This window comes from Pacificimonas aurantium (assembly GCF_020092905.1).
In the GTDB taxonomy this organism is placed as follows: Bacteria; Pseudomonadota; Alphaproteobacteria; order Sphingomonadales; family Sphingomonadaceae; genus Pacificimonas; species Pacificimonas aurantium.
Genome location: NZ_JAGSGB010000001.1, coordinates 912397 through 937570, shown reverse-complemented (window position 1 = coordinate 937570; position 25174 = coordinate 912397). Strand labels below are relative to the sequence as shown.

20 protein-coding genes and 1 tRNA gene are annotated in these 25174 nt (G+C 61.5%); 10 read left to right on the top strand and 11 right to left on the bottom strand.

Translation table 11 applies throughout. The features are described from left to right. Nucleotides 1-2: 2 nt before the first annotated feature. Nucleotides 3-1085, bottom strand: coding sequence for a DNA polymerase IV (gene dinB / locus KCN53_RS04520; protein ID WP_088711247.1), 1083 nt, complete (start codon nucleotides 1083-1085; stop codon nucleotides 3-5). 57 nt (nucleotides 1086-1142) lie between these two features. After that, nucleotides 1143-2567, bottom strand: coding sequence for a M23 family metallopeptidase (locus KCN53_RS04515; RefSeq protein WP_088711248.1), 1425 nt, complete (start codon nucleotides 2565-2567; stop codon nucleotides 1143-1145). Nucleotides 2568-2813: 246 nt separating this feature from the next. Here KCN53_RS04515 and KCN53_RS04510 point away from each other — a divergent pair, with 246 nt between their 5' ends. From KCN53_RS04510 to KCN53_RS04490, 5 genes are all read left to right on the top strand, one after another. Beyond that, nucleotides 2814-5351, top strand: a complete 2538-nt coding sequence (locus tag KCN53_RS04510) for a DEAD/DEAH box helicase (RefSeq protein WP_088711249.1) — start codon at nucleotides 2814-2816, stop codon at nucleotides 5349-5351. Next, nucleotides 5348-5629 (top strand): RNA-binding S4 domain-containing protein, encoded by a 282-nt coding sequence (locus tag KCN53_RS04505; RefSeq protein WP_088711250.1) that lies wholly within the window; start codon nucleotides 5348-5350, stop codon nucleotides 5627-5629. The genes KCN53_RS04510 and KCN53_RS04505 overlap by 4 nt, the downstream gene beginning before the upstream one ends. A 67-nt stretch (nucleotides 5630-5696) precedes the next feature. After that, on the top strand, nucleotides 5697-6032 hold the full coding sequence (gene fdxA / locus KCN53_RS04500) for a ferredoxin FdxA (protein WP_088711251.1): 336 nt from the start codon (nucleotides 5697-5699) through the stop codon (nucleotides 6030-6032). A gap of 336 nt (nucleotides 6033-6368) precedes the next feature. Then, nucleotides 6369-6914 (top strand): CarD family transcriptional regulator, encoded by a 546-nt coding sequence (locus tag KCN53_RS04495; protein ID WP_088711252.1) that lies wholly within the window; start codon nucleotides 6369-6371, stop codon nucleotides 6912-6914. Nucleotides 6915-7092: 178 nt separating this feature from the next. Beyond that, nucleotides 7093-7179: transfer RNA gene (locus KCN53_RS04490), tRNA-Leu, on the top strand. Nucleotides 7180-7793: 614 nt separating this feature from the next. On the opposite strand, the gene KCN53_RS04485 is transcribed toward KCN53_RS04490, so the two are convergent. From KCN53_RS04485 to KCN53_RS16240, 4 genes are all read right to left on the bottom strand, one after another. Then, the gene (locus KCN53_RS04485) at nucleotides 7794-9362 is read right to left on the bottom strand and encodes a recombinase family protein (protein WP_088711253.1); all 1569 of its coding nucleotides are present in this window, start codon (nucleotides 9360-9362) and stop codon (nucleotides 7794-7796) included. 18 nt (nucleotides 9363-9380) lie between these two features. Then, nucleotides 9381-9638 carry a DUF3489 domain-containing protein gene (locus KCN53_RS04480; RefSeq protein WP_088711254.1) on the bottom strand — a complete coding sequence of 86 codons (258 nt, stop codon included), beginning with the start codon at nucleotides 9636-9638 and terminating at the stop codon, nucleotides 9381-9383. A gap of 692 nt (nucleotides 9639-10330) precedes the next feature. Further along, a complete protein-coding gene (locus KCN53_RS04475) occupies nucleotides 10331-11917 on the bottom strand; it encodes an ABC1 kinase family protein (protein ID WP_088711255.1) in 1587 nt (528 codons plus the stop codon). A gap of 4 nt (nucleotides 11918-11921) precedes the next feature. Further along, nucleotides 11922-12332, bottom strand: a complete 411-nt coding sequence (locus KCN53_RS16240) for a MarR family winged helix-turn-helix transcriptional regulator (RefSeq protein ID WP_224199439.1) — start codon at nucleotides 12330-12332, stop codon at nucleotides 11922-11924. A 206-nt stretch (nucleotides 12333-12538) separates the two neighbouring features. Here KCN53_RS16240 and KCN53_RS04465 point away from each other — a divergent pair, with 206 nt between their 5' ends. Genes KCN53_RS04465 through KCN53_RS04455 form a run of 3 tightly spaced genes read left to right on the top strand, consistent with a single transcriptional unit; the run spans nucleotide 12539 to nucleotide 16705 of the window. After that, on the top strand, nucleotides 12539-13666 hold the full coding sequence (locus tag KCN53_RS04465; protein WP_061926347.1) for an HlyD family secretion protein: 1128 nt from the start codon (nucleotides 12539-12541) through the stop codon (nucleotides 13664-13666). Next, complete coding sequence (locus tag KCN53_RS04460) at nucleotides 13663-15234, top strand: MDR family MFS transporter (protein ID WP_051051456.1); 1572 nt, start codon at nucleotides 13663-13665, stop codon at nucleotides 15232-15234. The genes KCN53_RS04465 and KCN53_RS04460 overlap by 4 nt, the downstream gene beginning before the upstream one ends. A 10-nt stretch (nucleotides 15235-15244) precedes the next feature. Continuing rightward, nucleotides 15245-16705 (top strand): efflux transporter outer membrane subunit, encoded by a 1461-nt coding sequence (locus KCN53_RS04455; protein WP_088711257.1) that lies wholly within the window; start codon nucleotides 15245-15247, stop codon nucleotides 16703-16705. Here the strand turns inward: KCN53_RS04455 and KCN53_RS04450 are convergent. The 5 genes from KCN53_RS04450 to KCN53_RS04430 all read right to left on the bottom strand — a co-directional run bounded on the left by KCN53_RS04450 (nucleotide 16635) and on the right by KCN53_RS04430 (nucleotide 22085). Beyond that, a complete protein-coding gene (locus KCN53_RS04450) occupies nucleotides 16635-17129 on the bottom strand; it encodes a hotdog fold thioesterase (RefSeq protein ID WP_082745685.1) in 495 nt (164 codons plus the stop codon). The genes KCN53_RS04455 and KCN53_RS04450 overlap by 71 nt on opposite strands. After that, complete coding sequence (locus KCN53_RS04445; RefSeq protein WP_088713301.1) at nucleotides 17126-18031, bottom strand: alpha/beta fold hydrolase; 906 nt, start codon at nucleotides 18029-18031, stop codon at nucleotides 17126-17128. Before KCN53_RS04445 ends, KCN53_RS04450 begins: the two co-directional genes overlap by 4 nt. A 270-nt stretch (nucleotides 18032-18301) precedes the next feature. Beyond that, nucleotides 18302-20830: a DNA ligase D gene (gene ligD, locus KCN53_RS04440; protein WP_088711258.1), complete on the bottom strand. Its 2529-nt coding sequence runs from the start codon at nucleotides 20828-20830 to the stop codon at nucleotides 18302-18304. A 1-nt stretch (nucleotide 20831) separates the two neighbouring features. Beyond that, entirely contained in the window at nucleotides 20832-21671 is an 840-nt protein-coding gene (ku, locus tag KCN53_RS04435; protein WP_088711259.1) for a non-homologous end joining protein Ku, read from the bottom strand. Between the two features lie 222 nt (nucleotides 21672-21893). Next, the gene (locus KCN53_RS04430; RefSeq protein WP_143712165.1) at nucleotides 21894-22085 is read right to left on the bottom strand and encodes a hypothetical protein; all 192 of its coding nucleotides are present in this window, start codon (nucleotides 22083-22085) and stop codon (nucleotides 21894-21896) included. Here KCN53_RS04430 and KCN53_RS04425 point away from each other — a divergent pair. Both KCN53_RS04425 and KCN53_RS04420 read left to right on the top strand, forming a co-directional pair. Continuing rightward, nucleotides 22072-22836: a helix-turn-helix transcriptional regulator gene (locus tag KCN53_RS04425; RefSeq protein WP_088713302.1), complete on the top strand. Its 765-nt coding sequence runs from the start codon at nucleotides 22072-22074 to the stop codon at nucleotides 22834-22836. The two genes, KCN53_RS04430 and KCN53_RS04425, sit on opposite strands and share 14 nt — an antisense overlap. Continuing rightward, complete coding sequence (locus KCN53_RS04420) at nucleotides 22830-25082, top strand: AAA family ATPase (RefSeq protein ID WP_088711260.1); 2253 nt, start codon at nucleotides 22830-22832, stop codon at nucleotides 25080-25082. Before KCN53_RS04425 ends, KCN53_RS04420 begins: the two co-directional genes overlap by 7 nt. Nucleotides 25083-25174: the final 92 nt, after the last annotated feature.

Here is a 25174-nt window from a genome sequence, read left to right as displayed (position 1 = left end):
GCCTAGAGCCCGAGCGTCATCTGGGCGTCGCTTTCTGCGACATCCCGGCTGGTCAGACTGGACAAGGTCAGGCCCAGGAGACGCACACCCTTCGGCACCGGCAGTTCCCGCGCCAGAAGGTCCCGTCCGATCCGCTCGAACAGGCTTCGCTCGCCTACCGGCGTCTCGAACGACCGCGCGCGAGTGATCTGTTGAAAGTCGGCAAATTTCACCTTCAGGGTCACGGTTCTGCCCGCGGCGTCATTGCCCGCAATGCGTTCCCAGACCGCGTCGGTGACGCGGCCTAGAGCCTCCATCAGTTCGTTCTCGTCCGACAGGTCTTCGGAGAAGGTGCGTTCTGCGCCGATCGACTTGCGAATGCGGCTCGGCCTGACCGGACGGTCATCGACGCCCCGCGCCGCGTGATAGTAGTAGCGCGCCGACTTGCCGAAATTCGCCTGCAGGAATTCAAAACTCTGCGCCGCCAGATCGGCGCCGGTTTCGATCCCCAGGCGCACCATTTTTCTGGCGGTTACCGGGCCCACACCGTGAAAGCGCTTTACGGGAAGCTCGGCAACGAAGGCTGCCCCCTGTTCCGGCCGAATGACGCACAGCCCATCGGGTTTGTTCTGATCGCTGGCAATCTTTGCCAGGAACTTGTTGTAGCTGACGCCGGCGGACGCCGTCAGGTTGGTGGCGCTGCGAATTTCCCGTCGGATCGCCTTCGCGATTTCGGTGGCAGGCCGCTCGCTCGCGGTTACATCGAGATAAGCTTCGTCGAGGCTGAGCGGTTCGATCAGATCGGTATGGCGGCGAAAGATGTCGCGAATTTCCGCGCTGACCTCCCGATAGACGTCGAACCGCGACTTCACGAAGATGAGATCAGGGCAAAGCCGGGCGGCCGTCACCGAGGGCATGGCAGAGCGAACGCCGAAGACCCGCGCTTCGTAGCTGGCCGCCGCGACGACGCCGCGTGCCTTCGACCCGCCGACCGCTACAGGCTTGCCGCGCAACTCCGGATTGTCGCGCTGCTCGACGCTGGCGAAGAATGCATCCATGTCGACATGGATGATCTTACGCAGCGGGGGCGGGGCGGTGTCTGCCATAGGCGCAGACTAGCACTGCGGAACAGGGATTTCCCCTCCTTCGGGATCCCTTTCGCCTCAGGTCTTGGTCGGCGTATGCTCGTCGGCATCCTTGGGTGCGATGTCGCGTAGGCGAGCAAGCTCACGCTGGAACGCGGCGAGCTCGGCACCTTCCAGTTCAACACCGGTGGGCAAGCGCTGCGACTTCGGATTGACCCGCTTGCCGGCAACCATGACTTCATAATGTAGGTGCGGCCCTGTGGAGAGCCCGGTGGAGCCGACATAGCCGATCGTCTCGCCCTGCCCGACCCACTTGCCGCGGCTGACCGCAAAGCCTTTCATGTGGCTGTAGCTGGTGACGATGCCGTTCTTGTGCCGGATACGTACCTGGTTGCCATACCCGCCATTGCGACCGGCGAAGATGACTTCTCCCGGTGCGGTGGCCTGAATGGGCGTGCCGGAACGGGCGGCAAAATCGAGGCCGTTGTGCATGCGCCCCCGCTTCAGGATCGGGTGGCGACGCATGCCGAATCCGGAGGATTGGCGCGCGCCCGGAACCGGCGTCGAGGATAGCCCCTCCTTGATGCCGCGCCCGTCGGGGAGGAAATAATGCGGCTGCCCGTCCTTCTCCCACAGCGCGATTTCCAGGTCCTTCCCGTTCCCCTTCAGGCGGGCATAGAGCAGGTCTCCGGTTTGCGTTTCACCGGTTTCGGCAACCTTGTGCTCGACCACCAGGTCATATTCGTCGCTGGCGTAGACGTTGCGCTGGAAGTTAAGCCGCGGGCTCATGGCGCGGATGAAGTTGGCCACGACGCGGCTCGAGAGGCCCTCGGCGCGCGCGGACTGGTAGAGGCTGCTGCCGACGAACCCGCTGACGCGGATCGGCTCTTCCTTGATACGGATGGGTACGGCGCGTGCCTTCAGCACGCCGTCCTTGCTGCGGACAATGTCGATGCGCGTCTCGAAGTCGGCGCGAAAGGACAGTTCCTCCAGCGGACGAGCGGCGCCGGTACCGGGCCGGCGACCAAGGGTGATGTCGAAAGCCGTGCCCGGGCGCAGGCGGGCGATGTCCAGATGCTCGCCAACAAGCCCTGCGGCCAGGTTCATGTCCTTGGAGCTGACGCCGGCACGGCGAAGAGCAGCACCGAAGCTGTCGATTTCGCGCAGTTCGGCCACAAGTTCGATACGGGGACGTTCGGGCGCTTCGGACAGCGGCTTGACGAGGGCCGAGGGACCGCTGCGGCTGCCCGAAAACCCACCATTTGCCAGAGGCGCGATGCTGACCGCCTCGAACGCGGCGAGCTGGTCCTCCGCCGGGGGCAGGCTGGCATAGGCCGGCAGCTTCACAGGACTGAAGGCCAACCAGAAACAAAGAGCGAGCATGCCGAGGAGGGTCGCGACGCCGCGCCACCAATCCTTGCTGCCAATGCCCGTCCCAAGGTCCACGATCAGGCCGGGACTGACCCGGTGCCGGTGAAACTCGAAGTCGGCGAACGAAACCAAACTGACCCCCAATGTTCGCTGCGGACTGCCGCCGGTCGGCAGGTACGCAGAAGTAACAATCTCCAAAGTACCGATAGTTGCAGCCAAAAGTTAATGTCAATTGAAGGGAATCGCATGCGGATTCCCGCTGCGGCGAATGGCATCGTGCGTGCGCCGAGCCGAGCCCCGGGGGGTCTCCGAAGGTGCCGGACGGGCACAGTGCGGAACGCGTTTGCAAGCGTCCGCGCGGACTGGCAAGAATCCGGAATGGCCCAGTCCAGGCTGACGGCGGTCCTCGGACCCACCAATACCGGCAAGACCCATCTCGCCGTGACCCGCATGTGCGGATACGCCTCCGGCATGATGGGATTTCCGCTGCGCCTGCTCGCGCGCGAAGTCTACGACCGGGTCGTGGCGATCAAGGGTGCGCGGCAGGTTGCGCTGATCACCGGCGAAGAGCGCATCGTTCCGGAAGGCGCACGCTACTGGCTGTGCACCGTGGAGGCGATGCCCTCCCATATCCCCGCCGAGTTTCTTGCGATCGACGAGATTCAGCTCGCCGCCGATCCGGAGCGCGGCCATGTCTTCACCGACCGCTTGCTTCACCGGCGCGGAACCGCGGAAACGATGTTTCTGGGCGCGGCGACCATTGCGCCGCTCATTCGGCGATTGGTGCCGGAGGCCTTCATAGAGCAGCGTCCGCGCTTCTCGACGCTCAGTTTCGCCGGACCCCGAAAACTGTCTCGCCTGCCCCGGCGGTCGGCTGTCATCGCCTTTACGGCCGACGAGGTCTACGGCCTCGCCGAGATGCTAAGGCGGCAGAAGGGCGGCGCCGCGGTAGTGATGGGCGCGCTCAGCCCTCACACCCGGAACCGCCAGGTCGAGCTCTACCAGTCGGGAGAGGTCGATTATCTGGTCGCCACCGACGCGATCGGCATGGGCCTCAACATGGACATCGACCATGTGGCCTTCGCGAGCCTCTCGAAATTCGACGGTCAGCGGCAGCGCCGGCTGACCCCTGCGGAAATCGGCCAGATCGCGGGCCGTGCAGGCCGTTATCAGACCGATGGCAGCTTCGGTGCGCTCGCTCTTGGCGAGGATGACGACCCGCTTTTCACAGAGCCGGAAATCGCCGCGATTACGGAGCATGAGTTCCGCCGGCTGAAGCACCTGACCTGGCGCAACGCACGTCTCGACTGGGCTTCGCTTCCGCGCCTCCTTGCTTCCCTGGAACAGCAGCCTGACCATGACGATCTGGTCCGGGTTCGGCGGGCCACGGACGAGGCGGTCCTGCGCGAACTGGCGAAGGAGGAGGACATCGCCGCGCGCGCGTCATCGCCTGCGCGGTTGCAGCTGCTCTGGGATGCCTGCAACCTGCCCGACTACCGGAAGGCGGGCCAGAGGCGGCACGCGGCCCTGGTGGGCAAGCTCTTCACCGAGCTTACGCTGGGTGCGGGCCATGTCCCGCGGGCCTGGATCGGTCGCGAAATCTCCCGCCTCGATGACACCCAGGGCGGTATCGACGCACTTGCCGCGCGCATGTCTGCCGCGCGCACCTGGACCTACATCTCCCACCGGCAGGGATGGCTCGCCGACCAGGCCGAGTGGGCCGAGCGCACGCGCGCTCTTGAGGAGAAGCTTTCCGATGCGCTGCATGAACGACTGACCCAACGCTTCGTCGATCGCCGTACCTCCGTGCTGATGCGCGAACTGGCCGGCGACGTCTCCCGCCTGCCGCTGGAAATCGGAGAAGACGGCACCGTCGAGATGGGCGGCGAGGCTCTCGGTACGGTCGAAGGTTTCCGGTTCCAGGTCGACCCTGGCGCACGTGCGGGTGAGAAAAAGAAGCTGATCAACGCCGCGGAGCGAAGACTGGCGGGCGAATTCGCCGGACGGGCAACCGAGTTGGCGCACGCACCTGCGCACGATCTTTCGCTCACGCTCCCTGACGAGGGGCTACCGGAGGTCCGCTGGCAGAATGTTCTTGTCGGCCATCTGGCAGCCGGCGCCTCTCCGCTCGCGCCCGTGCTGCGCTTCGACGGCGCGCTGCGCAATCTTGAGCCGGAGCTTCAGCGCAAGGTGGATGTCCGCATTGGTGACTGGTTGTCGGACCGGATCGAAGCCGAATTGAAGCCGCTTGCCCGTATTGCGGCAACGGCGGCGCGAGGGGACGTCAACGCTGCGCCGCGCGGGCTGGCCGTGCAGCTTATTGAGGCATTCGGCATTCTCGACCGCGAAGCGGCGGCTCCGCTGCTGGCGACCATGGTCGATGCGGACCGGAAACTGCTTCATCGCGCGGGTATCCGCATCGGTGTCTCGCAACTTTTCGTACCGTCCCTGCTCCGCCCCGGCCCCACCCGTTGGCGGATCGCGCTGTGGGCGGCCTTCGCCGATGTCGCTTCGATTCCAGCGCTGCCCGGTCCCGGCCTCGTGTCCGTGGAACGCCAGGGCGGCGTCCCGGACGGCTTCTACAGGGTGGCCGGCTTCGGCCTCTTCGGCGGCCGCGCCGTGCGCCTCGACATGGTCGAGCGGCTGGCACGTGACCTCGCCAAGCGGCGCAAGGGGGCAGCGCCGCTTGTACCGCCCGCCGACTGGATGCACCGTCTGGGTGTCGATGCGGAAGATTTTTCGGCTGTGATGAAAGGCATCGGTTACCGCCGCACCACAAAGGGAGACAACGCCGCCTTCAGTTGGCGCGGTCATGGCGGCCGCCCGCCACACAAAAGCCGTCGTCGCTCACCGTCGCCGGCACCGCGCCACTCTCCCTTTGCCGTCCTTGCCGATCTGCATCGGGGCGGGGAATGAGTTCAGGCGGGAGTGGCGAGAGCCAGCGCGTCGACAAGTTTCTCTGGTTTTCCCGCCTTACCAAGACCCGCGGCGAAGCGCAGGCGCTGGCCGAAAGCCGTCGGCTGCGGATCGACGGCCGTGTGGTCAGCCGACCGTCCGCGCTGGTGCGGCCGGGATCCGTGCTCGCCTTTACACGCTTCGGGAAAGTCAGAATCGTCCGGGTGGACATATTGCCGACGCGGCGCGGCTCCGCTACTGATTCTCAGTTACTTTATTCAGACCTTACGCAGGATTGACCTCGACCTCGGAGCGCGCTTACGGAGACGAAAATTCGCTTCGAATCCCACGGGGAAGTTTCAGTTTATGACCTACGTCGTCACCGATGCCTGCATTAAGTGCAAATATACCGACTGCGTCGAGGTGTGCCCGGTCGACTGCTTCTACGAGGGCGAGAACATGCTCGTCATCAACCCCAGCGAGTGCATCGACTGCGGCGTGTGCGAGCCCGAGTGCCCGGCGGAGGCGATCCTTCCCGATACCGAGGACGGGCTCGAGAAATGGCTCGAATTGAACACGACCTATTCCGCCGAATGGCCGAACATCACGACGAAGAAGGACGAGCTGCCCGAAGCAGAGGAGCATAAGGGCGAAGAGGGCAAGTTCGAAAAGTACTTCTCGGCAGAACCCGGCGAGGGCTGAGCCCCGGCGTCTGGGCACAAGCTACCGGATATAGGCGCCTGATAGCGCCTTCTGACGGCCGTTGCGGATGGTATACCACTGCCCGTAGCGAAGCCTGCGCATTTATGTTATAATCCTGTCATCGACGGTACGGTTTGATCCTTCGCCCGAGTCGGCGCATGGAGCGGAGCGTATCTTTCCGACAGGGAATCGCCGCGGCGTCGTCCGCGCGCCGCCGGTTCCGGAGACTGGGTAAGCGGACGCCTCGACTTGCACATGACCGGCCTGATTTTCCCAATGGTTCTGGGGAGACCCGACGGGTCGTGTCACGTGCTGCGAGCCTAACAGGAGCAGTATATGGCAGCCAAGAAGCTGAGTTTCTCGCCGGGCGACTTCGTCGTGTATCCGAAGCACGGTGTCGGCCGGGTCATGGAAATTCAGAAGACGGAGATCGCCGGCGCCAGCCTCGAACTCTACGTCCTCCGGTTCGAGAAGGAGAAAATGACGCTCAGGGTTCCGACCCACAAGATCGACCAGGTCGGCATGCGCAAGCTGTCCAGTCAGGCCACGCTGGCCGACGCCATGTCCACGCTGAAGGGCAAGCCGAAGGTCAAGCGCACCATGTGGTCGCGCCGTGCCCAGGAATATGAAGCAAAGATCAATTCCGGCGACCTCGTCTCTATTGCCGAAGTCGTACGCGATCTGCACCGCGCTGAAGACCAGCCCGAGCAGAGCTACTCCGAACGACAGATTTACGAGGCCGCCATCGGCCGCCTCGCACGTGAACTCGCCGCTCTCGAAGGCACCGAGGAAAGCGAGGCGCAGGAAAAGATCGAGACCGTTCTGGTCCGCAAGGCCAAGGCCGCAGGCAAGGGGTCGGAGGAGCAGGCCGAAGCCGCCTGACACCACCCGTACCGGTACGCAAAAGGGGGCGGTTCGTCATTGGCGGCCCGCCCCTTTTTGTTGCCCCAATATGTCTTTGCCAGGAGCTGGACGCACCTGCTTGCAGCCATGCGAGTCGTCTGCTAACAGCGCCGCTCCTTTCCCGCCGGGCGTGCAAAACCCCGGCGAATCGCGGCGTGCGGTCGTGGCGGAATTGGTAGACGCGCAACGTTGAGGTCGTTGTGGGCGAGAGCCCGTGGAAGTTCGAGTCTTCTCGACCGCACCAAACAGTCCCAAGCCCTTGTTAGGCTTGGCTTTTATTTCTGTCGCGCGGCGAAACGCCCGCAGTTCTGCGGCGTTTCCGGAAGGCCGATTTTCAATTGCAGGGCGTTTTGTCTCTGAATGAGCCGCATCTCGCCGAGAACTCGGCCGCTGTCTCTGGTGGCCGAAATCATGACTGCAATTTGATTTCTAGATTCTTTGTGAGTCGCAGCCGATCGCATCGGTGCGGAGGTGGTCGTAATGGCTGGCGAAGCGTTTATTTCAGACTCGACGCTCGTCTATCCAGTCCAAAGCTGAAATCGTCTCTTCGAGACGGTTCAATTCGTTGACCTGAACAACCTACGAGAAACACGCCGTTTCTTTGAGGGCGAATTCGAAGTTGTTGCGGAAATTGGGCGAATTCGTGTCTTCTCTCGAGAGCACCATACAGTCCTTGTCTCCTGGGCCCTTTAGATACGGGCTGAGGATTGCCGACAGGAATGGCGCAGTTACGCGCCGTTCCTCCAGTCCAGAGACGCTACATGCAGTCGGAGACGGCTCGTACCGATGGACTTCTGACGCAGGAAGGAGCGTCGGTCTCAGGCGCCCGGAATTCCGACTGCAATATGATTTCGCAGCTCAGGAGAATCCGAACATTGTGCGCTGACCGGCCCAGTCGAGCGGCAGCGTCTTTCGACCAAGCGATCCCGCGTTGAGCGTATCAGGCTGCCGGCCTTCAATGATGGACTGAACGATATCGGGAGCCAGGCAAGAGAGCCGAACCAGCTTTCCGAGCCGGGTCCGGCAACGACCGTGCTCCTTTGCGATGCTGGCGATCGAGCGATCGGGCGTGTTCTCGACCAGCTCGCGCGCGGCCATCGCCTCCGCGACCAGCGCGATGAGCTTGCCGTCGCGACGCGCAGGCTTGGGCTGCGCGCTTCCATCCCCGGGAACGACCAGTCGCAGCTGGCGTCCGCGCCGGACTCTGGCCGCGGGAATGTTGATTGATATTCCATCGACCCGGATCAGCTCGGGCGACAGATCGAGTTCCGAGGCAAGGCCGGCTTCATCGAGGCGGACATTTACGCCAGCGTCTTTCAGATTTACTCGGGCAATAACTCGGTCGAGCAGGTCCGCCCTCAGGCTGATGTCTCTGCGTCGCAGCCGTGACGCCATGACGACTGCAGCCTTCCGGCAACGCTGCAATCGATCTGCCTGCAGATCGGCAGTCTTCCCTAGATTATCGAGGATGAACCGATCGGTCTCGATTCGCTCGGCCAGTTGCTCGCATACAAGCTGTTCGAGATCGTGAGCGTTGACCCGGCAAGCCTCGCTACCATCCACTTCTTCGGGCCGGGTCACATAATAGCGGTAGCGTTTCCTGCCTCGCTGCGCATGGCTCGGGGTCATTCTCCTGCCCTCGCCATCGAACACCTTTCCGATGAGTAGGCTCGGATGCTGGTGCCGTTTGCGACGGGACGACCCGCAGGCGTTCTCGGCGAGCTGTGCCTGCACCCGATCCCATAGATCCTGATCCACGATGGCCTCGTGCTCGCCAGCATAGGCCTCGCCCTTGTGGACGATCATTCCGCGATAGATGCGGTTCGAGAGCATGTGATAGAGCGTGCCGCGTCGAAAGATGCAGCCGCCCTTGTGAGGACCGCTTGCGCGACGCTGGACCTTCGTGCGGTAGCCCTGCTCGTTCAGCTCCTCGGCAAGCGCTGGCACGCTACCGAGCGCGCGGTAGCGCTGCATGATATGCCGGACCTGTTCCGCTTCGGCGTCGTTCACGACGAGCTTGCGATCGCGAACGTCGTAGCCGAGCGGAACCGGTCCGCCCATCCAGATGCCTTTCTTCTTCGATGCCGCGATCTTGTCGCGGATGCGTTCCCCGGTGACCTCGCGCTCGAACTGCGCGAAGCTCAACAGCATGTTGAGCGTCAGCCGCCCCATGCTGGTCGTGGTGTTGAAGCTCTGGGTGATGCTGACGAAGCTTGCCCCGGCGGCATCCATGACCTCGACGATCTTCGCGAAGTCAGCAAGACTTCGGGTGAGGCGATCGATCTTGTAGAGCAACACGATGTCGACCCGGCCCGCCTCGATATCGGCAAGCAGGCGCTTCAGGCCGGGGCGATCGATATTGCCGCCGGAAAAGCCGCCATCGTCATACCGCTCCTTTGCCAGCACCCATGCCGGGCAGCGTGGCAAGATCGGTATCGAGTTTGCTCACTTGCCCGAACCCCCGGGCGCCACTTTCGTGATCGAGTAGCGACTGGCACCGTCGACCTTCGTTCGCTCGATCACATGCCCTTTCTTCCTCAGGCCTGTCAGCGCGGCGCGAACGGTATGCTTCTGCCAGCCGGTTGCCCTGCCGATCTCGTCGATATCAGCGCCGTTCTTGCGCTCAAGCAATTCGATCACTGTCGCGATCTTCGGTTTGCCCGTATCCTTGGCAGCGCTCTTTGCCGTCGTTCTGGTTGTCATGGTTCGTTCTCCGGATCGTGGTGCAGCGGATTGCGGCTCCCACCACCGGAGGCCCCGTGTCGCGCAAAGCGCCGGGGCAGCGACCGCTCATCGGTCGCGATCGGGTGCGCACAGCAAGGCTCGCTTTGGCGGCGAAGTCGAATGGAAAGTGACCCGTCAAAGCTGCTTCAGGACGTCGCGAACAGCGAAAGCGTCTGTCGAGCCGTGGACAACGCCCTCAGCAAGCTGGCCATCCTGGTCTTCCCCCAAGTGGAGATGGCGATAGTGGATGAATGAGAGACCGCGCTCATTGTGGGAGCGTTACCGGGTTAGGAGTCCGGTCTGTCACCAACAGGAAGCAGAAGTGCTACAGCGGCTTTGAGCCGACATGTGCTCATGCTGACTGAATGGCCGCTTTGCGCCCCATCCCGGTCATTCGAGTAGTCACGATTTTCGCCCAAAAGCTGCCGTTGGTTCAGACTAGCGTCGATGGCAGCTATGCGCCCCAATAGCGGCCATAAAGTCAGGCGAGGACACGCTTGAAAGCTGCCGTTCCAAAGTTTCGTCTGATTGAGGAAAATAAGCCTTCAATCGCAATAGGTCGAAAAATTTTCTTCGCGATGCGTCTTGGTCGCTGAAGTGAGGCGCATGAAATCCTCGTTAAGTTCGGCTTTGCCGTATCGTGACCGTGCACGAATTAAGTTGCTCCTTCATTATGACTTTCGGATGAGCACCACCCCAGCAATCACAAGCGCGCCGCCAGCCAGAAGCCAGGATTGATCGACAAGCAACGCGCTAGCTATGATCAATGCGGCAGCTAGAGGGCCTTTCAAGGACTGACGCTCATTGCGAAGTCCAGCGAGCTGCTCGATACTGAGCGGATCGAGCTGAACCGGCACATATCCTGACTTTGCGATCGAGTTCGCAGTGGCAAGTATGTCGGGCAAGGACGCCGACAAACCCAGCAGCTGACCGCGAAGTCTCTTCAAACCCGACCGAGCGCTGCCGAGCGAGAACCGCTCGGCGAGAAGCTCCGTGATGATCGGCCGGGTCTCTTCGGCGATGTTGTAGTCCGGTGCCAGCGATCGGACGAAGCCCTCTGCAGTCAACAAGGTACGCAGAAGAATGGCCAGATCAGGTGGCAGAACCAGTCGATAATCCCGCAACAGGTCGAAAGCGCGGGAAAAAATCTGCGAGAACTCGATGCCAGATAGCACGGTCCCCCTGAACTCTCCGATCAACTGATCCAGATCCACCGCGAGCGCATCGCGATCCACCTTCGGCTCCCCCGCCCATGCGAGCAGGACATTCGCGACATCGCTGGTTTCCTCACCAGCGATCGCAAGGACGAGGCGGACGATCTCGTCGCGCCTGGCCTTGGTGAGCGTCCCGACCGATCCAAAGTCGATGAAGCCGACATCCTGCTCGCCGATCATGAAGACGTTACCGGGATGGGGGTCGCCGTGAAATTCGCCGTTCAGGATGATCATCCGCAGGACAGCGTTGGCATAGCTTTTAGCGAAAGCCGCCACCCGCGGGTCGCCCGATGGGCTGCCCAGCGAAGACGCGGGCCTGCCGTACAGGCGTTCCTGAACGTTCACCCGCAGCCCGGTCAGTTCCCAATGGATGGCCGGGGACCTGACGCCGATGGTATCGAGATATGCGCCGATCCGCTCGCAGGCTCGGGATTCCGCAGCGAGGTCCATCTCCCAGGCAAGATTGCGGCCGAAGGTCCGCAGAAACTCGACTGGCCGGTAACGCGCGATGTCCGGCGACCGTGCTTCCACGATCCCGGCAAGGCGTATAAGGAGGCGCACATCAGCCTCCATCCGAGCGGCAGTGCCTGGCCGCCGAACCTTCACGATGACCTCGCTTCCGTCCCGCAGTCTGGCGGAATAGGTTTGCGCTATGGAGGCAGAGGCCAAAGGCTTTTCGTCGAACTGCGCAAAGTCGCTCCGCCAGTCCTCACCCCAGCTTGAAGCAAGTACGGGCTCGATATCTGCGAAGGGCACTGACGACACCTGATCGTGCAGGGTTGAGAATGCCGTGATCCAGTGTTCGGTAAACAGATCGCTTCGGGTGGCGAGGAGTTGCCCCAGCTTTATGCCGACTGGCCCGATGTCACGGAGGAACGCCACAACTGCAGCCGGATGAAATTCGCGAGGATCGATGACATTGCTCGAAGAGGGAATAAATCCGAGGGCTCCGGCGAGATTCTTCGCGCCGTGCCTCACTAGGATTTGGCCGATCTCCGCGGCGCGAGCGATGCTGCTGATAGGCTTTTCCGGGGGCGATGCCATGATTTTACTCAGCCTCGGCCCGGAGTTGGTCCAGATTTTCCGATACCCTTTCAAGAGTCTGCTGCAACGTTTGCTTCTCGTCGGCGGCAATGTCGCGCCAAAGCAGACCATGAAGCCTATCCGCGGAGCCTCTCAGTTCGGGCAGCAGATCGTCAAGCTGCTCCGTGAGGATGAGCTGCCACGCTCGCCGATCCGTCTCAGCTCGAAGCCTTTTCATCAGCCCGCGTGCGCAAAGACCTGCAACCGCCTGGCCGATGGTCGCCGATTCCAGTTCCAGTTTCTTGGCGATTTCAGCCTGCGTAAGGGCAGGATCGCGAAGAAGTTGTCCGATGATCCTCCACTGTGTCTGATTGAGACCGATCCTGGCGACCCTCGCATCGTACACTCTGCGCGCGCCGCGACTGATCTCGTCCATAAGATAGAGAATGCGGTCATCATCGGTGATGACCTTCTGCCGACGCTGAGACCGTGACATGGTATCTGGTTTTTCATCCATAGCGCTGTGTAGTCGGATAGCCTCGGATGCCCAAATGCAAACTGCTAAATGCCTTTACTATCTGACTCACGGCTCATAGGGCGCGAGACGCGTTCACCTTTTACTGAGGCTGCCGAAAGAGTCAGATGACCGATAACTCCAACCAACCGGAGCAGGAGGGCACAACCCCAACGAAACCGCAATCGCGGCGTGGCTTGCGCATCGTGCTAATCATCGTTGGTCTTGCCGTGCTGCTTGGCGGGATCTGGTGGTACTACCGGCACGTAACCTACGGACAGTACATGCAGACGACCGATAACGCCTATGTCGCTGCCGACAGCGTCGTTATCTCTTCCAAGGTAGCGGGATACGTCGAAGAGGTCTTCGTGGGGGAGAACGAGCAGGTTGCTCGCGGCGGAGCCCTCGTACAACTGGATCTGCGGGATTATCAGGCGCAAGCGCAACAGGCGCGCGCACAGATCGCTGCGACCCTGGCCGGTGCCGACACAATCCGTTCTCAGGTAGCCGAACAGGATGCAGCCATTCGCCAGGCGCGGGGCCAACTCGCCGCCGCGCGCGCAGCACTGGACCTCGCGAACGACCAGGTGGCGCGATATCGGCCCCTTGCCGCGACAGGAGCCGAACCGCGGGAAAAGCTAGACCAGTATGAGGCGCAGGCGCGGCAAGCGCGGGCCGAACTCGTCGCCGCGCAGGCGGCGGTGGCTGCCGCGACCGCGCGCCGAGGGACCCTGTTCGAGCAGATCAACCAGACCCAGGCGCAGGCGGACGCTGCTCGCGCTCAGCTGGAAACAGCCGACCTTACGGTTGAATCGACCTTGCTGCGCGCCAGCAAGGCCGGCCGCGTCGGCGATCTCTCGGTGAGGGTGGGCCAGTTCGTGCAACCGGGTCAACGTTTGATGACGGTGGTTCCGGTGAGGGCGATCTACGTGACGGCAAACTTCAAGGAAACGCAGGTCGGCCTGATCCGGGCCGGCCAAAGCGTCAGGCTCGAAGTTGACGCCCTACCCGACCTTGAGATCGCGGGACGAGTGGTCAGCATATCGCCGGGAACGGGCGCGGAATTTTCCATCCTCCCCCCCGAAAATGCCACCGGCAACTTTACCAAGATCGTTCAACGGATACCCGTCCGCATCGGTATCGATGCTCCCCCTGAAGTGCGGCGTCTGCTCGTTCCCGGCATGTCGGTAGTGGCTACCGTCGACACCCGGAATGCTGCCGGCGAATTGGAAGAGATCTCGAGTCGGACTCAATGACCGAGATACTGGCAGCGCAGGACACTTCGATCGGGCCGGCCGGGGGCCGAAAGAACGCAGACGTGACTGCCTGGGTCGCTGTGGCCGCGGGCGCGCTTGGCGCCATGCTCGCGACGCTGGACATATCAATCGTCAATTCCGCACTCCCCGTCATTCAGGGCGAGATCGGTGCCACAGGCGCCGAAGGCACCTGGATTGCTACGTCATTTCTCGTTGCTGAAATCGTCGTCATTCCGCTGAGCGCTTGGCTCGAACGGCTGTTCGGTCTGCGAACCCTCCTCATCATCGCGGTTAGCGCGTTCACCGCATTTTCGGTGCTATGCGGGATTGCAACCGACCTTACGACCATGATCATCGGCCGAACGGGTCAGGGATTCACGGGCGGAGTCCTCATTCCGACCGCAATGACTATTGTGGCTAAACGATTACCGCCGCACCAACAGCCAATCGGAATGGCCCTGTTCGGCATGACTGTGGTTCTTGGCCCCGTGATGGGGCCATTGATCGGCGGCTGGCTGACCGAGAACCTGAGCTGGCACTATGCCTTTTTCGTCAATGTGCCAGTCTGCGCAATCCTGCTGCTCTTGCTGTTTATCGGGCTGCCTCACGAGAAGCCCAAGTGGGAATATCTCACGGACGCCGATTGGGCTGGCATTCTCGGGCTGATCCTCGGACTGGGCGGTCTGACTGTTGTACTCGAGGAAGGGCACCGTGAGGAATGGTTCGAGTCCTCACTCATTCGCTGGCTAACGGTGGTGACCATTATCGGCTTTGCCTGTTTGATTTACGGACAGGTGAAGGCACGCAAGCCAGTCTTGAAGTTGCAGCTCCTGTTCAATCGACAGTTCGCCAGCGTCGCGATCATGGCGCTCGCCCTGGGCATGGTGATGTATGGTTCGACCTATGTCATTCCGCAGTTTCTGGCGATCATCTCTGACTATAATGCTTTTCAGACGGGACTGGTCATCTTCTGGATGGGTGTCCCGGCCTTTCTCCTGATGCCGGTTCTGCCCCTGATGATCCGCAAGGTGGACATCCGCATTGCCGTCGGCACCGGAATGCTGCTGATGGCGATCAGCTGCTTTGTCAGCACGAGTCTGACCGCCGAATCCGGCGGCGCTGTCTTCACTGAAAGTCAGCTTATCCGCGGGGCCGGAATGATACTTGCGATGATGTTCCTGAATCAGGCAACGGTTGCGTCGGTGGCCAAGGAAGACGCGGGCGATGCCTCGGGCATTTTCAACGCGGCCCGCAATCTTGGCGGATCATTCGCCCTCTCGGCCCTCGCTTCGTTCCAGGACCAGCGAATTTGGCACCATACGAGGCGCATGGAAGAAACGCTGAATGCGAACAGCGTTTCGCTGCAGACCTATCTCGACGGACTGGCGCGAAGCTTGGGCGATATGGAACGAGCGATGGCGGCACTCGGCGGCACTCTCCAGCGCGAAGCGTTCATCATGACCTACAATGATGTCTTTCTGGTGATGGGACTTCTCACACTCGCGACAGTCCCGCTTGTTCTGTTCCTCAAGCCGCTTCCGGAAAATGTCTCCCTTTCGATGCACTGAGCCCGAGATTATGCGCCACTTGCTACCTCCGATTATCACTATCGCCTTGCTAGCTGGATGCACGGCTGGGCCCGATTATGCAGGCCCCCCGGAAGTTGTGTCAGCAGACACGGGCACTCGCTTTGTGCGCGCTGGCAGTGATGTGAGCGCATCTGATCCGGTTGTCGCTCAATGGTGGCTGCTGCTCGGCGATCCCGAGTTGACGCGGCTGGTGGAGGCTGCGCTGTCCGGCAACCCTTCGCTCGCCGCAGCGCAGGCGCGCATTGCCCAGGCACGGGCATCCATCAGGCAAGACCGTGCGGGTCGAATGCCATCGCTTGGGGCACAGGCCACCACCGTGCAGGGCCGGCTTCGTGGTCTCGACATTCAAGGCGGGGCGCCCCCCCCGTCAGAGCAAACCAATTCCGACGCAGAAACCGATGACTCGCTCAGCTTTTTCAATGTGGGCCTTAACGCCAACTGGGAGCTGGAGTTCGCCGGTGGCTCGCGCAGGCGCATTGAAGCCAGCAATGCCCAAGCTGCTGCAACGGTGGCCAATGCAGAGGACGCAAAGGTCCAGTTGACTGCCCAAGTGGCCAGCACCTACGTCAATTTGCGGGAGGCCCAATTCCGCGCAGAGCAATTTGAGGCGCAGATTTCGTTGCAGGAAGAGATCCTGGCGCTGACATACCAACGCTATCAGCGCGGTGCATTGCCGCTTTTCCCGGTAGGCACCGCGAATGCCGAACTGGAGATGCTCAAGTCACAACTTGCCGAAGCTGAAGCGGATATCGCAGTCCTGTCTGATGCACTCGCTATACTGACCGGACAGGTGCCGGGATCAGTTGATGCAGCGCTCACGACTGCGCATTCCATTCCCATGCCGCCAGAGCAGGTCGCGATCGGCGATCCGGCAAGCCTGGTGGCGCGTCGGCCTGACATAAGGGCGGCCGAACGGTCTCTTGCCGCGTCGACGGCGCGGATCGGGGTGGCCGAGGCGGCGCGGTTCCCGAAATTGTCCTTCACGGGGATCCTGGGCCTCGGCGGATCCTCGTTGGACGACGTTGTCGATGTCGGCGATTTCTCCGCACTCGCGATCCCACGCCTCCAGTGGAATTTTCTGGATTTCGGCAGGGTAGACGCTGCGATCGACCAAGCCGGGGCGGCGCGCAACGAAGCAGTCGCCAATTACCAGCAGACGGTGCTTCTGGCACTGCAAGACGCCGAACGTGCCTTGGCTCGCTTCGGCCAGCAGCGTGTGGCGCTCGCTGCCAGTATGCAAATCAAGAAGCAGGCTGACGGCGCGGCGGACCTGAACCGCCAACGTTTTGCCGCAGGAGCGATCTCGAAGGCTGACCTCAACCGGGCCCTGCGAGAACAGCAGCAGGCCTCAGCAGACCTCGTCCGGGCAAAAGGTGCCCTTACGCTGGCGTGGATCGCGCTGCAGAAGTCGCTGGGCCTTGGGTGGCAAGAGCCTGTTCGAGATCAATAGTCCCGCCGCGCTGATCAAGTGATCCGGTTGACGAGAAGTAGGCGCCCCTGCCGCTGGCGACCAACTTGTCGTCGGGCTCGAGAACCCGGGTTTCCGCCACCGAAATCTGTCGCCCGATCTTCACGATCTGTCCGTGAGCAGTGAGAGGTCCTGAGGTTGCAGGACGGTGGTAATCGACATGCAGATCGGCCGTCGCTCTCGCCGCGACGCCCCCGGCAAGCAGAGTATAAAGCCCGGTGAGGTCGACCAGTGAAGCCAGGATCCCTCCATGCGCCGACCCAATCATAGGGTTCGACACGATCTCTTCGCGCCATGGCATGGTGATCGCGATTCCCTGGTCGGAGCATGTTGCAATCTCCAGCCCAAGCCATCGATGAAACGGCGCGATATTCAGCATTTCCTGCAAGCGCTCTCGATCGATCATAGCTCCCTCGTCCCCTGTGGTTGAGCCGTATCGCAAGAGTGATGGGTTCGTAGGAAATCGACGATAGCGGCGGAGAAGGCATCGTTCGCATCGCCCACGACCATGTGCGTGGCATCGGCAATATCGGTGTATTCTGCATGGGGGGCGAGTTGTCGCAGATGCAAAACGGCCTCTTCGGAAACAAGATCGCTAGAGCCGCCTCGGATGAGGTGAAGCGGAAGCGTGAGATTCGCCGCAGCTTGGCTCAGCATTGCCGATTGACGTTCTTGGCTGTCTGGGTCGCCTTGTCTGGCTGACATTATATTACGGATAAACACCGGGTCCCAGTGCCAATAGAAGCGCCCATCCGACTTCTGCCGCAGATAGTTTTTCAGACCATCGCTCGCGCCCCGCTTGGGACGATGCGGCATGTAGCGAGCGATCACGTCGGCCGCCTCCTCTGGTGAGGCGAAGCCGCTATCGACATGCTCTTCCATGAAACCAACCACGCGCATCACACCGCTGGGCTCCATGCGCGGGGCAATGTCGACCAATGTGAGTGAAGCAAAGCTACCTGGAGCAAGCTCCCCTGCGGCAATCAGTCCAGCGAGCCCGCCCAGTGAAGCGCCAACCAGCGCTGGCTTCTGGTCCAGGCGCGACGCTGCAGCGACCAGATCCGCCGCGAAGTCGCGCATTTCATAAGCTCCGCATGGCGACCAATCGCTGTCTCCGTGACCGCGCATGTCGAAGGCGATTGCGCGAAAGCCGGCTTGAGCCAGCTCGCTGACCACCCTTCTCCACGCGCGCCGTGTCTGCCCGCCGCCGTGCGCAAGAAGGACGGGTTTAGCGTAGGCATCCCCCTCAGCCTCGGCTGTAAGAGAAATCGCGCCTGCGCCCTCAATCGTAAAGGTTTCTCTCGCCATCTCCGGATGGTAGGAAAGGCGCGCTAAATAGTAAACCAATTTAGTTTGTGGCTCTCGGCTCCGTGTTGGCTGTCCTGCAGGGGCGTTTCAACGACGGCAAAAGTCTATGCCAAGAGGGGTTTCTCCAGACCATTCTCTAATGCACCGGCTTGCGATTCGGTCAGCAGTCGCTGTCCGCTTAATCCGCTCAAAGATATAAAAGCTGCCTTTCCGCTTCCGGCCCAAAAAGCGACAACCTGAGCCTCTCAACTGACAGCGACATCGCGGCAATCATACGTCCGGCAGTGTTTGGTCGGCGAAACCCCAGCCAGTCAGGGTCTTGCTGTGCGCACGATCAAGTAGACGCTTAGCGTCATCGATCGAAAAAGACTGGTGCTGCGTCATCGATTTCAGCTCGTGCCAGGCGATCGGCGCCGCCACCGGTGCGCCAGGGCGGGCGCGAACGGAGTAGGGGACGACGGCAGTGCTGCCGCGCTGATTGCGCAGCCAGTCGATGAATATCTTTCCCTTGCGCTTCGCCTTGCTCGTCGTGGCCGTGAAGCGATCGGGTTCCGCAATGCTCAGCGCTTGGGCGAAGCGGCGCGCAAAATCCTTGTGCTCGCCCCATGAGTGACCGGTTTTGAGGGGCACCACGACGTGCACCCCCTTCCCGCCCGAAAGCAGAGCGAAGCTGACAAGCCCGATATCGGACAGCCGAGCCTGAATGTCATGCGCCGCTTGTTTGACGTCGTTGAAATCCAGACTTTCGTCGGGGTCGAGATCGAATACCATTCGGTCTGGTGCCTCGACATCGTCGCTGCGCGAGCCCCAGCCGTGGAATTCGATCGTCCCCATCTGCACGCATTGAAGGATGCCGCGCGCGTCCGCGACATAGAGATAGTCCTCGGTCCCGCCGTCCTTCTCGCGGATCGGGACAAGGTGGACAGCATCGCCGAAGGCGCCGCTATCGTGCTTCTGGAAGAAGCATTTCTTCGCGCGTCCCTGCGGGCAGCGCACCAGGCTGATCGGGCGCCGCCCGGCAAAAGGGAGCATGAGCGGCGCGATGGCGGTATAGTAATCGGCAAGCTCGCCCTTGGTCTGGCCGGTATCGGGAAAGACCACGCGGTCGCGGCTGGAGATGCTGATGGCGACGGCTGGCTTCGGGGCCAGTGCGGCCGTTTCCGGCGTTACCGATGCCGCGTCCTTGTCGCTCCTCAGGCCGAGATAGCTGCCATGGCGGATATTCCCGTTGGCGGTGAATTCGGCGAAGGCCACTTCGGCGACCAGCTTCGGCGTAAGCCAGGTGACGAGGCGCGCGCTCGTCTCGTCGGTCTTCACCGGCGGCGTCTTGCGCTCCAGCCGTTTCATCTTTGCCGCCAGCTCATCGAGGTCGTCGTTGGTGAACCCGGTGCCGACATTGCCCTTGTAGACCAGTTCATCGCCTTCATGCTGGGCCATCAGCAGGGAGGCGAACGGACGCCCCTTCGCCTTGCTTGCCTTCCACCCCACGATCACGAATTCCTGCCGCCGGGTGCATTTGACCTTCACCCACGCCTTGCTACGCGAATGGCGATAGGGCGCATCGATTTTCTTGGCGATGATGCCTTCCTGCCCGGCTCTGCACATGGAATCGTAAAGCTTTTCTCCCGCGCCAATGAGATGATCGGCGACATGGATCGGCGGCTCGGCGGTGGATAGCAGCGCTTCGAGATGCTCTTTGCGCTCGATATTGGGCAGCCTGGTCAGATCCTCGCCGTCGAGCGACAACAGATCGAAGGCGTGGAGAGAGAGCTCATTGCTCTTTGACTGGCTGCCATGGCCGCGCTTCAGGACGCGCTGCAGGGTCGAGAAATCGGGGTTGCCGTTTCCGTCGTAGGCGACGATCTCGCCGTCGATCAGGCAGGCCGGAAGATGGAGCGTCGCGATTGCCTCGACAAGCGGTGCAAACTTGTCGGTCCAGTCCTTGCCGCTGCGCGTAGAGACGCGCACGTCGCTGCCCTTGGCCGCGATCATCGTCCTGTACCCGTCAAACTTTATCTCGTGCATCCACCCGTTACCGGCGGGAACGTCGTCGACGAGTGTCGCCAACTGGGGCTTGGCAAATTTCGGAAGGGGCGCAGATTTTCGCTTTCTGCAGGCGCTGGCCTTCTTGGCACTTTGCGCCGAAGGCTTTTCCATCTGTTCGAGGAATGCCTTGCCCTTCTTCCGCGCAAACGGGTTTCCGCCTCTCTTCTCGGCCGCGATCTCGGCCATCGATCGCCCGGACAGCACGCTGGTTAGTTCGCGTTCGACCAGCATGTCGCCTTTCTGGGCGTGGTCATCCTGCAGTTTACGCAGAAGCCAGTTTTCGCGCCTTTCGCCTGGTTTCTTCCTGAGCCTGATGAGCAACCACTCGCCCCGCATCCGCTCGCCTTCGAGGCAGAAATGCAAATGCCCCTTATCGAGATCCTTAGCGCTCTTTCCCTCAATCGGGGCCCAGCTTCCGCGATCCCAAAGCATCACCGTGCCGCCGCCATATTCGCCCGTTGGGATCGTACCTTCGAACTCGGCGTAGGACATCGGGTGGTCCTCGGTCCGCACCGCCAGCCGCTTGATGTCCGGATCCGGCGAGGGCCCCTTGGTTACCGCCCAGCTCTTGAGCACGCCGTCGACTTCGAGACGCAGGTCCCAATGTAGCCGAGAGGCGTCGTGCTTCTGCACTATGAAGAGATCGCCGCTCTTGCTGCTTCGTGCCGCACCAGGCGGTTCGGGCGACTTCTCGAAATCGCGCTTGGCATTGTAAGTCGCAAGCGGATCGAAAGGCTTGCCCTGGGCCGCCATATCACGCGCTCTTTTTGCGTTTCGAACGCGACTTGCCGCTCGACGATTTCTTCTCCCCGACCGACTTCTTTAGTGCGGCCATCAGGTCGATCACGTTTCCACCGTCGCCGCCGTCGGGCTCGTCGACGTCCGTGACGATCGCCTTCTTGCTCCTAGATTTCGCCTTCTTGTCGATCAGCTCTCTCAGTGCATCGACATAGCGGTCCTCGAACTCGCTCGCATCAAACGGCGCGCTTTTCTCTTCGATCAGCGTCGTCGCGAGATCGAGCAGCTCCTTTTTCGGCTTCGCCTCGTCGATATCTTCAAAGAAGTCTTGACCCTTGCGCACCTCGTCGGCGTAACGCAGCGTTTCGAGCAGCAGGCCTTTGCCGCACGGCTTGAGCGCGACGAGCTTCTCGCTCCCGCGGACCGACAATTGCCCCAGCGCCACCTTTTTCGATTTTCGCAGAGCCTCTCGCAGCACGACGAAGGCCTCTTCGGCAAGATCGTCCTTCGGCGCGACATAATAGGGTTTCTCGAAGTAGAGCGGGTCGATCTCGCACGCCTCGACAAACTGGACGAGTTCGAGTGTCTTCCGACTCTCGATCTTCACCGCTTCGATCTCCTCGTCTTCGAGCAAGATGTACTCGCCCTTCGAAATCTCGTAGCCCTTGATGATCTCATCGCGATCAACCGGGCCGACTCCAGGAACGCTCTTCTCGTACTTGATCCGCTTTCCGCTCGGTTCGTGAATCTGATTGAACCGGATCTTCGCGCCGGATTTGCTAGCCGAGAATATCTCGACCGGAATTGAAACGAGGGCGAGCCTGATTTGTCCTTGCCAATATGCGCGTGCCGCCATCTAATCCTCCGTTCGCCAATTCAGCGAATGGGCGGCATTTTGGTTTCGGAGAGGGAACTGCCAGAAATGGCGCCGTCCACACCAGGGGGTATCGCTTAGTCTCGGTTCGGCCCCATTAGACTCATAGCGGACCGTCCGCTGAAGCCCCACGAACCGCCGGTCCCCTACGCGCCCCAATGTCGGACATCTTGGCCTGAAGCGACGGCACCCAAAAGCGGACGATCACCAATCTGATAGGCTCACGGCCCGAGCATTGGCAATCGGCAAGAACCTCTGCTGACCAATCTGTATGTACGGTCCAATGGTGCTGCTTGTGCCGCTCGCCGTCCGGTCGCGTGCCGCCTGTTCATTCGGATTGTCGTGTAGATCGAAACGCGCAATACTGATGTCGGGGAATTCGATGAAGAAGATCATTCCAAGAGGCGATCTGATCAAGCATTTACGCCTAGAGCTTGAACGCCTATCCACACAGAAAGAGATGGCGAACGAAATCGCTGTCAGCGTGCGAATGTTGCGCAAGATCGAGAATGAAAATGCCCTGATCGCCCCGGTGTTACTTGATCGTATCGCCAAGCTCCTTGGCGTCCATCGGAAAGCCATCACACTTACCCTGCCGACTCCGTTGGCCGCCATGGCGCGCACGGACGACGGCCCGCGGACGGACTTCGACAAGGAGAAACTCATCCCACGACATGATTGGGAATATGCCCAAGTAACATCAGACGACGGCGCGCTCTACAAGGAGGCCAGCAACGCGCACGATCTCGCTTGCGTAATTGAGGTGCCGCTGAACCCCGAGACCGGCACCTATGTTCAGGATATAGTCGACATGCTGACCGCGCTAACCTGGTCCCAGCGCGATATTCGCCACGACATTCCCGCCTCCGACCAGATCGCTACGCGCCGCCGGCTTCGTGAATTGATTGTCCTGCTGCGCGGCAATGACATCTGGATTTATCAGGCGAGGGTGCTGCGACGATTGCCCGAGCGCTACGATCTCCCGCCAGCTGGCGAGCCTTCTACAATGGAGTTCCGCCTCACGGTCGCGTTCGGGCCGCCCTGTGAATACGGCGAGACGAGCATGAAAGTACCAGTCGACCACGGCCAGCCCTTTGTACTGCCCGCTTGGTCGGCCTTCGTCGAAAAGCAGGGCGCGCCATGCTGACCGGGGTCAAGCGGATCAAGGGCTTGGGCGTGTTCGGCAACTTCGCCGCGCCCAGTGATTTGCCGCCCTTCGCGCGCTACAACATCATCTATGGCGAGAACGGGTCGGGCAAGACGACGCTGTCGCGCTTGTTCGCCGTGCTGGACACTGGCACCCATCCCGAGTTCGCCGGTCTCGAATATGCGCTCGATAGCCAGTTGGGTGCGCTGACCCAGGGCCAGCCTTATGACCGGAAGGTCCGCGTGTTCAACGCCGACTATGTCCAAGCGAACATCGGACAGTTCCAAGGGCCGCTGCGCCACATCCTCATCATCGGTGAGGAGAACAAGGCGCTCGCGGAGGAGGCCGCTACCGAGAAGGCGCTATACGATGAGCGGACGCGCGCGATTACCGCCGCGCAAGCGGCGGCGGCCAAGCTCGACGCCGACAAAGGCAAGATCTTTTCGGCGATTGCCAAGACAATAGGCGAAGCGACCAGCGGGAGTACACTCCGCAGCTATCGCAAGCCCGACGCCGAAAAGGCGTTCGGCAAGGTGCAGGCGTTCGCCACGCTCGATGAAGCCTCCCTCGAAGCCCATCGAGCGACGATCCATCAGGAGCAGTTGGACGCGGTCACGGAGCCCGAGTTGCCGTTGCCACCGCCCAAATCCGATGCCCCGTTCGCTGCCTTCGCCGAAGTCACTGAAGCACTTCCCGCTCAGGTCGCGGCGCTGCTCGCCCGCACCGCGCAGGCAGGCGCGCTGCGCCGGTTGGTCGAGGAACCGGAGGTCGCGCGATGGGTGGAGGAGGGCGTCGCGATCCATGGCCAGCACGGCTGGGATCGCTGCGAGTTTTGCGATCAGCCGCTTCCGGCCGAGCGCATGGCGCGGCTCGCCCAGCATTTCGGCATCGAGGACCAGCGACTCAAAGCCGACATCGAGAGCGCACGCCGCACGGTCCTAGCGCTCGGAGAGGGCTTGGCCGTTCTGGCGCTGCCCGTGCGGACCGCGCTCTATGGCGAGCTGCGGATCGAGTTCGACGCCGCCTGCGAGACGGTCGAACGCTGCCGGTCGGCATTGGCGGCCGAGATGGACGCGGTGCTGGAGCTGCTTGATGAAAAGCTGCTCCATCGCGCGACCGCTTATGAGCGCGACATAGCCCTCGATCCGGCGCCGCTGACCGCTGCGATCACGACCGTGTCCGCGATCGTCGCTCGCCACAATGCCAAGACCGCCGGATTCGAGCGCGCGCGGAGCGAAGCCCGCAAGGCCATCGAACTTCATTATCTTTCGACCATCGTCGACCAGGTCCGCGAGCACGAGCGCCAGATCGCTGGGCAGCAGGCGCTCTTCATGCGCTTGACCGACGGCGCGGTGGACCTGCCCGACCCGCGCGGCCTAGCCGTGCTCAAAGGCTCCTACGAGGCGAAGCAGGCAAAGGTCTCAAGCGAACATGCCGGCGGCGCCGCGCTGACTGAGCGCCTCAAGACGTTCCTCGGCCGCACAGACCTGCACTTCAAATCCGGCACTGACGGCTATCATGTGCAGCGCCGGGGAAGGCCGGCGAAGCGACTCTCGGAAGGCGAAAAGACCGCGATCGCCTTCCTCTATTTTATCGTCCAGCTTGGCGATCAGGATTTCGACCTCGCCGAGGGCATAGTGGTGATCGACGACCCGATCTCTAGCATGGACGCGGCGTCAATCTACCAAGCGTTCTCCTTCCTCAAGAACGCGGTCAGGGATGCCCGGCAGGTCTTCGTCCTGACCCACAATTTCGACTTCCTGAAGCTGCTATTGAACTGGGTCAGCCATTTCAGGAAAGCGGACAAGTCGCTCTATATGGTCATCTGCACCGAGAGTGGCGCTTCCCGCGATGCTGTGCTCAAGCCGCTCGACCCGCTGCTGCGCGACCATCCGACCGAATATTGCTACCTGTTCAAACTGCTTCACGACTTTGAGTCGGACGGCACCATCGTCGCATCCTACCATATTCCCAACATCGCGCGGAAAGTGCTAGAGACCTTTCTCGAATTCCAGCGGCCGCATGAGCGGACGCTGTACGCTCAGCTGGAAGCGGTTAATTTCGATCCGCACAAAAAGACTGCAATCTATAAGTTCGCCAACGACCTTTCCCATTTCACGGGCAAAGGCTTCGATCCAGCGCTGGTCGCCGAGACGCAGAAGAACGTCGCCTATTTGCTCGAGATGGTGCAGGCGGTCGCCCCAGAGCATTATGAGAGCCTGAAAAAGCTGGGTTCCGCTGCTTAAAACCGCACCGCAGATCAACACGGTTTCGGTCATCGCATATACAGAGGTCCGCAATTCGGGTGTCCGCGCCTGAAACCCTCCATTCCGCATCC

What these genes read in the sequence shown, in the direction of transcription:
- KCN53_RS04430 (WP_143712165.1), bottom strand. Translation starts at nt 22,085, where the DNA reads ATGATCTTCTTCATCGAATTCCCCGACATCAGTATTGCGCGTTTCGAT.
- fdxA (WP_088711251.1), top strand. Translation starts at nt 5,697, where the DNA reads ATGACCTACGTCGTCACCGATGCCTGCATTAAGTGCAAATATACCGAC.
- KCN53_RS04505 (WP_088711250.1), top strand. Translation starts at nt 5,348, where the DNA reads ATGAGTTCAGGCGGGAGTGGCGAGAGCCAGCGCGTCGACAAGTTTCTC.
- ligD (WP_088711258.1), bottom strand. Translation starts at nt 20,830, where the DNA reads ATGGCGGCCCAGGGCAAGCCTTTCGATCCGCTTGCGACTTACAATGCC.
- dinB (WP_088711247.1), bottom strand. Translation starts at nt 1,085, where the DNA reads ATGGCAGACACCGCCCCGCCCCCGCTGCGTAAGATCATCCATGTCGAC.
- KCN53_RS16240 (WP_224199439.1), bottom strand. Translation starts at nt 12,332, where the DNA reads ATGGACGAGATCAGTCGCGGCGCGCGCAGAGTGTACGATGCGAGGGTC.
- KCN53_RS04425 (WP_088713302.1), top strand. Translation starts at nt 22,072, where the DNA reads ATGAAGAAGATCATTCCAAGAGGCGATCTGATCAAGCATTTACGCCTA.
- KCN53_RS04495 (WP_088711252.1), top strand. Translation starts at nt 6,369, where the DNA reads ATGGCAGCCAAGAAGCTGAGTTTCTCGCCGGGCGACTTCGTCGTGTAT.
- KCN53_RS04475 (WP_088711255.1), bottom strand. Translation starts at nt 11,917, where the DNA reads ATGGCATCGCCCCCGGAAAAGCCTATCAGCAGCATCGCTCGCGCCGCG.
- KCN53_RS04510 (WP_088711249.1), top strand. Translation starts at nt 2,814, where the DNA reads ATGGCCCAGTCCAGGCTGACGGCGGTCCTCGGACCCACCAATACCGGC.
- KCN53_RS04445 (WP_088713301.1), bottom strand. Translation starts at nt 18,031, where the DNA reads ATGGCGAGAGAAACCTTTACGATTGAGGGCGCAGGCGCGATTTCTCTT.
- KCN53_RS04465 (WP_061926347.1), top strand. Translation starts at nt 12,539, where the DNA reads ATGACCGATAACTCCAACCAACCGGAGCAGGAGGGCACAACCCCAACG.
- KCN53_RS04480 (WP_088711254.1), bottom strand. Translation starts at nt 9,638, where the DNA reads ATGACAACCAGAACGACGGCAAAGAGCGCTGCCAAGGATACGGGCAAA.
- KCN53_RS04420 (WP_088711260.1), top strand. Translation starts at nt 22,830, where the DNA reads ATGCTGACCGGGGTCAAGCGGATCAAGGGCTTGGGCGTGTTCGGCAAC.
- KCN53_RS04455 (WP_088711257.1), top strand. Translation starts at nt 15,245, where the DNA reads ATGCGCCACTTGCTACCTCCGATTATCACTATCGCCTTGCTAGCTGGA.
- ku (WP_088711259.1), bottom strand. Translation starts at nt 21,671, where the DNA reads ATGGCGGCACGCGCATATTGGCAAGGACAAATCAGGCTCGCCCTCGTT.
- KCN53_RS04450 (WP_082745685.1), bottom strand. Translation starts at nt 17,129, where the DNA reads ATGATCGATCGAGAGCGCTTGCAGGAAATGCTGAATATCGCGCCGTTT.
- KCN53_RS04460 (WP_051051456.1), top strand. Translation starts at nt 13,663, where the DNA reads ATGACCGAGATACTGGCAGCGCAGGACACTTCGATCGGGCCGGCCGGG.